Below are 11,721 nucleotides of genomic sequence, written 5' to 3' on the forward strand. Positions count from 1 at the left end.
ATCGCGGTCGGTATCTCCGGGGCCATCCAGCACCTGGCCGGCATGAAGGACTCCAAGGTCATCGTCGCCATCAACAAGGACCCCGATGCTCCGATCTTCCAGATTGCCGATTACGGGTTGGTCGCCGACCTTTTCGAAACCGTTCCCGCCCTCGTGGCAGCCGTCTAAACCAAGAACATCCAGGAGATAACCCGTATGAGTACCTATATCGCCCCGATCCGCGACATGCAGTTCGTCCTCAATGAAATCGCCGGTCTTGAAGAAATTTGTGCCCTGCCGGGCAACGAGGAGTGCTCGGTCGAACTCGTCGAGTCCATTCTCGACGAAGCCTCCAAGTTCGCCACCGGCGTGCTCGACCCGATCAACAAGGTCGGCGACCAGACCGGTCACGTCTGCAAGGACGGCGTCGTCACTACCGCACCGGGCTTCAAGGAAGCCTACAAGCTGTTCGCTGAAACCGGCTGGATGTCCATGCCCTTCGACCCGGAATACGGTGGCCAGGGTCTGCCGGCCGTGGTCTCGATGGCCGTCAATGAAATGTGGAAGGGCGCCAACATGGCCTTCGGCCTGTGCCCGATGCTGACCGGCGGCGCCATCGAAGCCATCGCCCACCACGCTTCGGACGAACTGAAGCAGAAGTACCTGCCGAAGATGGTCGAAGGTACCTGGACCGGCACGATGAACCTCACCGAGCCGAACGCCGGTTCCGATCTGGCCGCCATTTCCTCGAAGGCCAAGGCGGTTGGCGACGGCACCTACCTGGTGAGCGGCACCAAGATCTTCATCACCTGGGGCGAACATGACGTCGCCGAAAACATCATCCACCTCGTGCTGGCCCGCCTGCCGGATGCCCCGCCGGGACTGAAGGGCATCTCGCTGTTCCTGGTGCCGAAGTTCCTGGTCAATGACGACGGTTCTCTCGGTGCCCGCAACGACCTGATCTGCGCCTCGATCGAACACAAGCTCGGCATCCACGGCAGCCCGACGGCGGTCATGTCCTACGGCGAGAAGGAAGGCGCCATCGGCTACCTGATCGGCGAAGAGAACAAGGGCGTCGGCTACATGTTCACGATGATGAACCATGCCCGCGTCAACGTCGGCCTGGAAGGCGTCGGCATCGCCGAGCGCGCTTACCAGCATGCCCTGTGGTATGCCCGCGAACGTGTGCAGGGCGCCATCATCGGCGACAAGTCCGGCGAGAAGAAGACCATCCTGCATCACCCGGATGTCCGTCGCCTGCTGATGGACTGCAAGGCCCGCACCGAAGCCATGCGCACGCTGGCCTACTACGGCGCCGCCAACATCGACAAGGCGCATGCCGGCGACGCCGCCGCGCAGGCTCGTATCGACCTGCTGACCCCGGTCATCAAGGGCTGGAGCACGGAGCAGGGCGTCGAACTGTCGTCGACCGCGCTGCAGGTCTTCGGTGGTGTCGGCTTCGTCGAGGAAACCGGCGCCGCCCAGTACTACCGCGATTCGCGCATCACCACCATCTACGAAGGCACGACCGCCATCCAGGCCAACGACCTGGTCGGCCGCAAGCTGGCCCGCGAGAAGGTGCCGGGCGCCGCGATGAAGACGCTGATCGCCGAAATGTCGGCCGATGCCGACGCCATTGCCGCCAACCCGCAGCTGGCCAACATCGCCGCCAACCTGAAGGCCGGCATTGCTGCGCTGAACAGCGCCTCTGACTGGATCCTGGCGACCTATGCCAACGACCCGGCTGCTGTACATGCCGGCTCCGTGCCCTTCCTGAAGCAGACCGGCATCGTGGTCGGTGGTTGGCTGATGGCCAAGTCGGCAGCGATTGCCGCCAAGCATCTGGCCGATGGCAGCAGCGACGACTTCTACAAGGCCAAGCTGGCCACCGCCGAGTACTTCGCCACCCACCAGCTGCCGTTCGCCGCTGCTTATGCCGCCGAAGTCATGGGCGGTGCGGCATCGACCCTCGGCCTGGCCGAGAACCTGTTCTAAGCCATGACGATGCGTACCGATCGCGATGCGATGGAATACGATGTCGTGATCGTCGGCGGCGGCCCCTCGGGGCTGTCGGCGGCGATCCGCATCAAGCAGCTGGCCGAGCAGAGCGGCAAGGAAATCTCGGTCTGCCTGCTCGAGAAGGGCTCCGAGATCGGTGCCCACATCCTGTCCGGCGCCGTGCTGGAGCCGCATGCCCTGAACGAGCTTTTCCCGGACTGGCAGGAGCGCGGTGCGCCCCTGAACACGCCGGCCGGCGAGGATCGCTTCCTGTTCCTCACCGAAAGCGGTTCGTTCAAGCTGCCGACCCCGCCGCAGATGTCCAATCACGGCAACTACATCATCAGCCTGGGCAATCTGTGCCGTTGGCTGGGTGAGCAGGCCGAGGCGCTGGGCGTCGAGATTTACCCGGGCTTCGCCGCCGCCGAGGTGCTCTATCACGAGGACGGTTCGGTCAAGGGCGTCGCCACCGGCGACCTGGGTATCGGCAAGGATGGCCAGCCCGGCCACAATTTCCAGCCGGGCATGGAACTGCATGCCCGCCAGACCATTTTCGCTGAAGGCTGCCGTGGTTCGCTGACCAAGGAGCTGTTCGGCAAGTTCAACCTGCGTGACGGCATCGATCCGCAGACCTACGGCATCGGCATCAAGGAACTGTGGGAAATTGACCCGGCCAAGCACCAGCCCGGCCTGATCGTGCATACCGTCGGTTGGCCGGTGGATTCGGCGACCTACGGCGGTTCCTTCCTCTATCACCTGGAGAACAACCTGGTGGCGGTCGGCTATGTCGTCGGCCTCGACTACAAGAACCCGTGGCTGTCGCCGTACGAGGAATTCCAGCGCTACAAGACGCATCCGGCCATCCGCGGCTTTTTCGAAGGCGGCCGGCGCATTTCCTACGGCGCCCGCGCGCTGTCGGAAGGCGGTTACCAGTCGGTGCCCAAGCTGCATTTCCCGGGTGGCCTGCTGGTCGGCGATACCGCCGGCTTCCTCAATGTGCCGAAGATCAAGGGCACGCACATGGCCATGGAGTCCGGCATCGTCGCCGCCAAGGCGGTGTTCGAGCACCTGTTCAAGGAAGGCGCCGGGGCCGAGGTCACTGAATACGGCGAGCAGATCAAGCAGAGCTGGCTGTGGGCCGAACTGTACAAGGTCCGCAATATCCGCCCGGCCTTCAAGTGGGGCCTGCTCGGCGGTCTGGCCTATGGCGCGATCGACACCTTCCTGTTCGGCGGCAAGGCACCGTGGACCATGCGTCACCACGACGACCACAGCCAGCTGGGCGACAAGAACGCCTATCCGAAGATCGACTACCCGAAGCCGGACGGCAAGATCAGTTTCGACCGCCTGTCCTCGGTGTTCCTGTCAGCCACCAACCACGAGGAAAACCAGCAGACGCACCTGCGTCTGAAGGATGAGTCGGTGGCGATCTCGGTCAATTACGCCAGGTACGGTGCGCCGGAAACGCGTTATTGCCCGGCCGGCGTGTACGAAATCCTCGGCGAGGACGAGGGCAAGCCGCGACTGCAGATCAACGGCCAGAACTGCCTGCACTGCAAGACCTGCGACATCAAGGACCCGACCCAGAACATCAACTGGACGGTGCCCGAAGGTGGCGGCGGGCCGAACTATCCAAACATGTAAGACCCGACAGGGTGACTCCGGGACATCCGGGTCGCCCGGTCAAAACATATAAAACCAAGAGAACAGCAAACAACTTTCATTCCTATTCATTGGGGTTTCGAGGAGGATTCATGTCTCAACAAAATATCCAGGCGAAGATTCGGAGCAATCCGAAATTTGCCGAACTGGTCGGCAAGCGCACGCGCTTCGCGATCATTCTTTCGCTGGTGGTGCTGGTGCCGTATTACAGCTTCATGATGGTCACTGCCTTCAATCCCGGCCTGCTGGCCAAGCCGCTGGCCGAGGGGTCCGTGATGACCTGGGGCTGGCCGCTGGCCGCCCTGATGGTGGTCGGCGGCTGGCTGCTGACCGGCGTTTACATCAGCCGTGCCAACGGCGAATTTGACGACCTGAACCAGCAGATCCTGAAGGAGGCCCAGAAATGAAGCGCTCCCTCATCGCCCTGTCCGCCGGCCTGCTGATCGCCGGCCTGGCCATCGCTGCCCCGGGTGCGCTCGACGGCGTGCAGAAGCAGCCGCTCAACGTCAGCGCCATCGCCATGTTCATGGTCTTCGTGATTGCCACCCTCGGCATCACCAAGTGGGCGGCCGGCCGCACCAAGTCGACGGCCGATTTCTATACGGCCGGCGGCGGCATCACCGGCTTCCAGAACGGCCTGGCCATCGCCGGTGACTACATGTCGGCGGCGACCCTGCTCGGCCTGACCTCGCTGGTCTACGCCAAGGGCTTCGACGGCTTCATCTATACCGTCAGCTTCTTCATCGGCTGGCCGATCATCCTGTTCCTGATGGCGGAGCGCCTGCGCAACCTCGGCAAGTTCACCTTCGCCGACATCGCCTCCTACCGCCTCGACCAGAGCCGCATTCGCACCTTCGCCGCCTTCGGTTCGCTGACCGTCGTCTGCTTCTACCTGATCGTGCAGATGGTCGGCGCCGGCCAGCTGATCCAGCTGCTGTTCGGGCTGGAGTACAACATGGCCGTGGTCTGCGTCGGCATCCTGATGATGGTCTACGTCACCTTCGGCGGCATGGTCGCCACGACCTGGGTGCAGATCATCAAGGCCTGCCTGCTGCTCGGTGGCGGTACGGCGCTGATGCTGCTCGCCTTTAGCCAGTTCGGCTTCTCCTTCGAGAACCTGTTCGGCCAGGCGGTCGCCGCCCACAAGGCCGGCATCAAGATCATGGCGCCGGGTTCGCTGATGGCCGATCCGGTATCCGCCGTGTCGCTGTCCTTCGCGCTGCTCTTCGGCACCGCCGGCCTGCCGCACATCATGATGCGCTTCTTCACCGTGCCGAACGCCAAGGAAGCCCGCAAGTCGGTCTTCTACGCCACCGGCTTCATCGGCTTCTTCTTCCTGGTGGTGATCATCCTCGGCATCTCGGCCATCGTCATCGTCGGCCAGAACCCGGCCTTCTTCGAAGGCGGCCAGGTCGGCGGCAAGCTGATCGGTGGCGGCAACATGCCGGTCATGCACCTGGCGAAGTCGGTCGGCGGCGACATCTTCCTCGGCTTCCTGTCGGCCGTGGCGTTCGCCACCATCCTGGCCGTCGTGTCCGGTCTGGCCCTGGCCGGTGCTTCGGCCATCGCCCACGACCTCTACGCCCGCGTCATCAAGAAGGGCGAGGCGACCAGCGCGCAGGAAATGAAGGTTACCAAGATCGCTTCCGTCGGTATCGGCCTCACCGCCATCGCCCTCGGCATCCTGTTCAAGGACCAGAACATCGCCTTCCTGGTCGCCCTGACCTTCGGCGTTGCCGCGTCGGTCAACTTCCCGGTGCTCATCCTGTCCATGTACTGGAAGGGCCTGACTACCCGCGGCGCACTGTGGGGCGGCATTGCCGGCCTGGTGTCCGCCGTCGGCCTGGTCGTCCTGTCGCCGGCCGTCTGGGTCAAGGTCCTGGGCAATGCACAGGCCGTGTTCCCGTACGACCATCCGGCCATCATCTCGATGACCCTGGCTTTCGTCGTCACCTGGCTGGGTTCGGTGACCGACAAGAGCGCCCGTGCGGCCAAGGAAGCCGAGGCTTTCGAGGAGCAGTACATCCGCGCCCAGACCGGGCTCGGCGCTGCCGGCGCGCACGCGCACTAAACGACTCTGCGGGAGAGACTTCGGAGAACAGCACCGTTGTCTCATACCTTTCGGGAGCCTTCGGGCTCCCTTTTTTTTGCCCTGCGCTAGGCGCTCAGTTTGGGCGGTTCGAACAGCGAGTTGATCGTCACCCGCTTGATTGCCGGGTGATCCGGCACGGCGTACATCACATCGACCATCATTTCCTCGAAGATGCCGCGCAGGCTGCGGGCGCCGGCCTTGTATTCGATGGCCAGCCCGGCGATCTGGGCGAAAACCGGCGTTGCCACCTCCAGCGTCACGCCGTCGGCTGCCAGCATGGCTTGGAACTGCCGGTAGATGGCGTTCTTCGGCTCGGTCAGGATGCGCACCAGCATGTCCTGCGTCAGATCGTGCAGGCGGGTGACGATGGGCAGGCGGCCGGCGAATTCCGGAATCAGGCCGAACTCCAGCAGGTCGGTCGGCTTGATGCGGGCATTCAGGCGTTCGAGGATTTTCTGGTCGTCGCCGCCCTGGGTGGCGATGAAACCGAAGGTGTGCGTCCTGGTCAGGATGTGGTCGAGGCCGACAAAGGCGCCGCCGCAGATGAACAGGATGTGCGTGGTGTCGATGTGCCGGCCGTCCTTGAGCTTGACCGGCGCCCCTTCCATGATCTTGAGCAGGGCATGCTGGACGCTTTCGCCGGAGGTGGCGCGGCTCTGGCCGTCCACCGCCTTCAGCTTGTCGACCTCGTCAACGAAGACGATGCCTCGCTGGGCCTTGGCGAGGTCGCCGCCGGCCCGGTCGAGCAGGCGATGCAGGATGGCCTCGATCTCGTCGCCGACGAACTGCGTCTGGGCCAGCGAGGTGGCGTCGGCGGTGACGAAGGGCAGATCGAGGATGCGGGCCAGCGTTTCGCAGAGCAGGGTCTTGCCGGTGCCGGTTGGGCCGATGAGCAGGATGTTGCTCTTGGTCAGTTCGACGCTGTCCGGGTTGCGGCCGGCCATGCGCCGGAAATGTCCGTAGATGGCGACGGCGAGCGTTTTCTTGGCCGTCTCCTGGCCGATCACGTGTTCGTTGAGGCGGGCGACGATTTCGCTGGGCTTGAGCGCAATGGACATCGGGGCATTCCTTGACGGTAATGCCCCGATGCTATGCCGGTTTGGGTCGGCGGGTAAAGACGCCGGCGCTTTTAGATCAGCTCTTTTCCGGCAGCTCGATCTTCACTTCGAGCACTTCATAGCGATCCTGCTTTTCCAGCGAAACGCGGATGTCGTCCGGATTGACCTTGACGTACTTGGAGATCACGGCGATCAGTTCGCGCTGCAGGTCGGGCAGGAAGTTGGGCGTGCTGCCGCCGCCGTCCCGTTCGTGGGCGATGATCAGTTGCAGGCGTTCCTTGGCGACCTGGGCCGTTTTCGGCTGGTTGCCGAACAGTTTCTGGAGCCAGGACATGTCACTTGCCTCCGAACAGGCGCTTGAGCAGGCCCGGCTTGACGTAATCGACGAAGCGCAGCGGCTGCTCCTCGCCGAGGAAACGGGAAATCACGTCATGGTAGGCTGCGGCGGCATCGGTATCCTTCTGGTGGATGACCGGCGAGCCCTGGTTCGACGCCTGCAGCACTTCCTCGGATTCCGGGATGACGCCGATGATGGGCACCCGCAGGATTTCCTGGATGTCCTTGTACGACAGCATTTCGCCGGCCTCGACGCGGGTCGGGTTGTAGCGGGTGATGAGCAGGTGCTCCTTGACCGGCTCGCGGCCCTCGATGGCGCGCCGCGACTTGGCCTGCAGGATGCCGAGGATGCGGTCGGAGTCGCGCACCGAGGAGACTTCCGGGTTGGTCACGACCAGCGCCTCGTCGGCGAAGGTCAGGGCCATCACGGCACCCGATTCGATGCCGGCCGGCGAATCGCAGACGATGTAGTCGAAGCCCTGGTGTTCGAGTTCCTTGAGCACCTTCTCGACGCCTTCCTCGGTCAGCGCGTCCTTGTCGCGCGTCTGCGAGGCGGGCAGCACGTACAGGTTGTCGCAGTGCTTGTCCTTGATCAGCGCCTGGGTCAGCGTCGCTTCGCCGTTGATGACGTTGATCAGGTCATAGACGACGCGGCGTTCGCAGCCCATGATCAGGTCGAGGTTGCGCAGGCCGACGTCGAAGTCGATAACGGCCGTCTTGAAGCCGCGCTGCGCGAGGCCGGTGGAAAAGCTGGCGCTGGTGGTGGTCTTGCCGACCCCGCCCTTGCCGGAAGTCACGACGATGATTCGGGTCACGTTGGGTTCTCGCTGGGAAGTTATTGGATTGGGATAATTTTACCTGAGCGCCAGCGGATCGACTCTCAGGGTCGGTTCGTCGTCGCCGCTCAGGCTGACGGTGGCCGGCTGGCGGGCCAGTTCAGGCGGCACGCCGGCTTCGAAAGTGCGGTACAGGCCGGCCACGGAGACCAGTTCGGCCTCCAGGCTGGTCGTGAAGATGCGGGCGTTGCGGTCGCCGCTGGCGCCGGCCAGGGCGCGGCCGCGTAACGGGGCATAAACGTGGATGTTGCCGTCGGCGATCACTTCGGCACCGGCGCTGACCATGGCGGTGACGATCAGGTCGCTGTCCTTGGCGTAGAAGCGCTGGCCGGAGCGCAGCGGTTTGTCGAGGGTTACCGTGCGCGGCACGGCTTGCGGCGCGGGCGGCGGTGCAACGGCCTGAACGGGCACGGCGACCGGCGGCGGAGCCGGGACCGGTTCGGGCGCGGGTTCGGGGGCCTTGGCACGCGTCGGGCGGCTCAGGGCGCCGGCACTGATTGCCGGCAGCCCGGCCTGTTCGGCGGCGGCGGCCAGTTCGTCCGGCAGACCCAGCGTGGCTGCAGCGTGCAGGCCGGAGGCGCGCAGCAGCTGGCGGATGGCGCCCCAATCTGCCGCCGCCGGCAGGTTTTCGGCACCGCTGAAATCCAGCACGGCGAGGTCGTTTTCGAAAAAGTCCGGGCTATTGCCGGTCAGTTCGGCCAGCGCGGCATGCAAGGCGGCGATTTCGGTGGTGCGGATTTGCGCCTGGATGATCTTGAGCGCGGTGCCCTTGAATTGAATCGGTGAATCTTTGGCCATGCCTGCTGCTTGTGCTGCGAAAGGGAGTGGATTATCCCACAGGCGTGGACCGAGATGTTTTTTCGGCGCTGGGCGGGGTGCCGCAGCTAATGGCGGGTGTGCAGCTCGGTATTCAGCACATCGACGATTGCGGCCCATTCCGCGTCGTCGAGGATGGCTTCGCGCAGGAAAGTGGCCTGCGAGGCACTCCAGAAAGCCGCTTCGTGCAACAAGGTCGCGCCGGGCAGCGGGCTATGGCTTTCGATGAAGCGGGCAATGGCCGGCATGTCGTCGGCTTGGCCCAACTGGGCAAACAGGCTGGGCATGTCGAGGGGCGAGCGGTTCATGGCGGTCTCCTTTTCCAGTGGGCATGTCGCCCGTTTCCATGGAGATCAGAGTCCATTGACGTCGAGTGGTTCAGCGTGATTTTGTGCAAACCACCGGTTATGCCTCAGGGGGCTTGCCGAGCATGGCGGTCGGATCGAGCCAGCGCCCCAGTTCCGCTTCCGTCGCGTAGCCAAGGGCCAGGGCGGCTTCGCGCAGCGTCCGGTTTTCGCGGTGCGCCCGTTTGGCTACCTCGGCCGCCCGCTGGTAGCCGATATGCGGCACCAGTGCGGTGACCAGCATCAGCGAGCGTTCGAGATTTTCGGCGATGCGCGCCGGCATCGCCTCGATGCCGCGGGCGCAATGCCGGTCGAAGCTGCGCATGCCGTCGCCAAGCAGGCGGATGCTTTGCAGCACGTTGTGGGCGATCAGTGGCTTGAACACATTCAGTTCGAAATTCCCGGATGCGCCGCCCAGGCCGATGGCCACGTCATTGCCGATGACCTGGCAGCAGAGCATGGTCAGCGCTTCGCATTGGGTCGGATTGACCTTGCCCGGCATGATCGAGCTGCCCGGCTCGTTTTCCGGGATGCTTAGTTCGCCCAGCCCGGAACGCGGGCCGGACGCCAGCCAGCGCACGTCGTTGGCGATCTTCATCAGCGCCACGGCCAGCGTTTTCAGCGTGCCGTGCACGGCAACCAGCGCGTCGTGGGCGGCCAGTGCGGCGAATTTGTTGCCGGCGCTGGTGAAAGGCAGTCCGCAGTCGCCGGCGAGGATGGTGGCGACCCGGTCGCCGAAACCGGATGGCGTGTTCAGTCCGGTGCCGACTGCCGTACCGCCGATGGCCAGCGGGTACAGCGCGGGCAAGGTGGTGGCGATCAGCGTCCGGGCCTGCTCGAGCTGGGCGGCGTAGCCGGAAAACTCGTCGCCGAGGGTAAGCGGGGTGGCGTCCTGCAAATGCGTGCGGCCGAGCTTGACGATGCCGGCGAAGTCCTGCGCCTTGCCGGCCAGGGTCGCCTGCAGGTCGGCGAGGGCGGGTAGCAACTGCCGGTTGATGTCGAGCGCGGCTGCGACGTGCATGGCGGTGGGAAAGACGTCGTTCGACGATTGCCCCCGATTGACCTCGTCATTGGCGTCGAACAGGCGCTGCACCCCACGTTCGCCGCCGAGCAATTCGGAAGCGCGGTTGGCCAGCACTTCGTTGAGATTCATGTTGGTCTGGGTGCCGGAACCGGTTTGCCAGACGGCGAGGGGAAATTCGCCATCATGCCGGCCGGTGAGGATTTCGCCGGCCGCCGTGGTGAGCGCCGCCGCCTTGTCCGCTGGCAGCAGACCCAGTTCGCCATTGACCCGGGCGCAGGCGCGCTTGACCAGAGCCAGGGCATGGATCAGGTTGCGCGGCATGCGCTCGCTGGAAATGGCGAAGTGTTCGAGCGAGCGCTGGGTCTGTGCGCCCCACAAATGATCGGCGGGGACTTCTATGCTGCCGAAACTGTCACGTTCGGGGCGGGTTGCACCGGGGTGAGCGATATTGCTGGCGGTCGGGTAGTGACGCATGGAGCGGCTCCTCGCGGTGATCGGCATACTTCACCATAGTCGCTCGCCTCGGCGCCGGCCATGCCGGTTTACCCCAACCAGAGCTTGCGCCAGCCTTCGTGGCCGAGCTTTTCCATGGTTTCGATATTGCGCTCGAAAATGTCGGCTGCGTCGGGAAAAGCAGCCACGGCGCGGTCGATGCTGCTTTCGCGCAGCAGGTGCAGCATCGGGTAGGGCGCGCGATTGGTGTAGTTGGCAACATCGTCCGGCTCGCTGCCGGCGAACTCGTATTGCGGATGCAGGCTGGCGATCTGGAACACGCCGTCGTAGCCGTTGTTGCGGATCAGCGCCTCGGCTTCGGCTAGGAAGAAATGGTAGTCGAGGAAATCGCTCATCACCTGCGGGTGGATGAGCAGCGTGGTGTCGAGTTGATCGGCGTCGGTATTCGCCAGCAAGGCCAGTTCGTTTTCCAGCTCGGCCAGTAATTCGTCGGCGCTCATCGCGGTGCTCAGCGCATAGCGGATTTGTTTCTTGACGAAGACGCTCTTGGCGAAGGGGCAGAGGTTGAGGCCGATCACCGCCCGTTCAAGCCACAGGCGCGTGGCAGAGAGAATGGGTTCGGCGGCATCTTCGGCGCACGGGAAAAGGACAGCGGACATGACAGGGCTCGGCTCAGCGCTTGATGAAGGCCGGAGTCTAGCAGTTGGTACAGGCTTCCGTGTGCCGCCGGAAAGACAAAAGCCCCGGACCGGGTCCGGGGCTTTTGTCGGGGTGTGCTTGCTTAGCGGGTGACGGGGGCCGGCGAGGCTGCCGGTGCGGGGGTAGCAGCCGGCTTGGCTTCGCTCTTTGCGCCGGCCTTTTCGACCTTGGCCATCTTGTGGGTGTGCTTTTCATGCTTCTCGTGAGCGGCATGCTTTTCGGCCTTGGCTTCGGTCTTGGCAACTTCTGCCTTCACCGGTTCGGCGGCCTTCGGTGCCTCGACCTTCTTTTCGGCCGTAGCCGGTGCCGGGGCGGTGACCTTGGCTGCCGGGGCAGCGGTAGTGGCCGGTGCGGCGGCGCCTTGAGCAAAGGAGGCGGAAGCGAAGCCAGCAGCAACAGCCAGAGCGATAACGGTCTTGATCAT

The 11,721-nt window shown here is 64.2% G+C and carries 12 protein-coding genes and 1 pseudogene; 5 read left to right on the forward strand and 8 right to left on the reverse strand.

Translation table 11 applies throughout. The annotated features are described in order from the left end of the window. From F1002_RS13700 to F1002_RS13720, 5 genes and pseudogenes are all read left to right on the forward strand, one after another. Positions 1 to 168: pseudogene (locus F1002_RS13700) on the forward strand (electron transfer flavoprotein subunit alpha/FixB family protein); the annotation flags it as partial. Between the two features lie 27 nt (positions 169 to 195). Next, a complete protein-coding gene (locus F1002_RS13705) occupies positions 196 to 1,974 on the forward strand; it encodes an acyl-CoA dehydrogenase C-terminal domain-containing protein (protein ID WP_150429621.1) in 1,779 nt (592 codons plus the stop codon). 3 nt (positions 1,975 to 1,977) lie between these two features. Next, positions 1,978 to 3,621: an electron transfer flavoprotein-ubiquinone oxidoreductase gene (locus tag F1002_RS13710; RefSeq protein WP_150429622.1), complete on the forward strand. Its 1,644-nt coding sequence runs from the start codon at positions 1,978 to 1,980 to the stop codon at positions 3,619 to 3,621. 110 nt (positions 3,622 to 3,731) lie between these two features. After that, complete coding sequence (locus F1002_RS13715; protein WP_150429623.1) at positions 3,732 to 4,046, forward strand: DUF485 domain-containing protein; 315 nt, start codon at positions 3,732 to 3,734, stop codon at positions 4,044 to 4,046. Next, complete coding sequence (locus tag F1002_RS13720; protein ID WP_150429624.1) at positions 4,043 to 5,710, forward strand: cation acetate symporter; 1,668 nt, start codon at positions 4,043 to 4,045, stop codon at positions 5,708 to 5,710. The genes F1002_RS13715 and F1002_RS13720 overlap by 4 nt, the downstream gene beginning before the upstream one ends. Before the next feature lie 86 nt (positions 5,711 to 5,796). Here F1002_RS13720 and clpX read toward each other — a convergent pair whose 3' ends face one another. The 8 genes from clpX to F1002_RS13760 all read right to left on the reverse strand — a co-directional run bounded on the left by clpX (position 5,797) and on the right by F1002_RS13760 (position 11,721). After that, positions 5,797 to 6,789, reverse strand: coding sequence for an ATP-dependent Clp protease ATP-binding subunit ClpX (gene clpX, locus F1002_RS13725; protein WP_150429625.1), 993 nt, complete (start codon positions 6,787 to 6,789; stop codon positions 5,797 to 5,799). Between the two features lie 76 nt (positions 6,790 to 6,865). Further along, a complete protein-coding gene (minE, locus tag F1002_RS13730) occupies positions 6,866 to 7,123 on the reverse strand; it encodes a cell division topological specificity factor MinE (protein ID WP_150429626.1) in 258 nt (85 codons plus the stop codon). A 1-nt stretch (position 7,124) separates the two neighbouring features. Then, positions 7,125 to 7,940, reverse strand: a complete 816-nt coding sequence (gene minD, locus F1002_RS13735; protein ID WP_150429627.1) for a septum site-determining protein MinD — start codon at positions 7,938 to 7,940, stop codon at positions 7,125 to 7,127. Between the two features lie 39 nt (positions 7,941 to 7,979). Next, the gene (gene minC / locus F1002_RS13740; protein ID WP_191090411.1) at positions 7,980 to 8,759 is read right to left on the reverse strand and encodes a septum site-determining protein MinC; all 780 of its coding nucleotides are present in this window, start codon (positions 8,757 to 8,759) and stop codon (positions 7,980 to 7,982) included. An 86-nt stretch (positions 8,760 to 8,845) separates the two neighbouring features. Further along, positions 8,846 to 9,085 (reverse strand): DUF2789 family protein, encoded by a 240-nt coding sequence (locus F1002_RS13745; protein WP_150429629.1) that lies wholly within the window; start codon positions 9,083 to 9,085, stop codon positions 8,846 to 8,848. Positions 9,086 to 9,182: 97 nt separating this feature from the next. Beyond that, positions 9,183 to 10,619 (reverse strand): class II fumarate hydratase, encoded by a 1,437-nt coding sequence (gene fumC, locus F1002_RS13750; protein WP_150429630.1) that lies wholly within the window; start codon positions 10,617 to 10,619, stop codon positions 9,183 to 9,185. 68 nt (positions 10,620 to 10,687) lie between these two features. Beyond that, complete coding sequence (locus F1002_RS13755; RefSeq protein ID WP_150429631.1) at positions 10,688 to 11,257, reverse strand: DUF1415 domain-containing protein; 570 nt, start codon at positions 11,255 to 11,257, stop codon at positions 10,688 to 10,690. A 122-nt stretch (positions 11,258 to 11,379) separates the two neighbouring features. Further along, positions 11,380 to 11,721 (reverse strand): amine oxidase, encoded by a 342-nt coding sequence (locus tag F1002_RS13760; protein ID WP_150429632.1) that lies wholly within the window; start codon positions 11,719 to 11,721, stop codon positions 11,380 to 11,382.

It is taken from the genome of Dechloromonas sp. CZR5 (assembly GCF_008711155.1).
GTDB lineage: Bacteria > Pseudomonadota > Gammaproteobacteria > Burkholderiales > Rhodocyclaceae > Azonexus.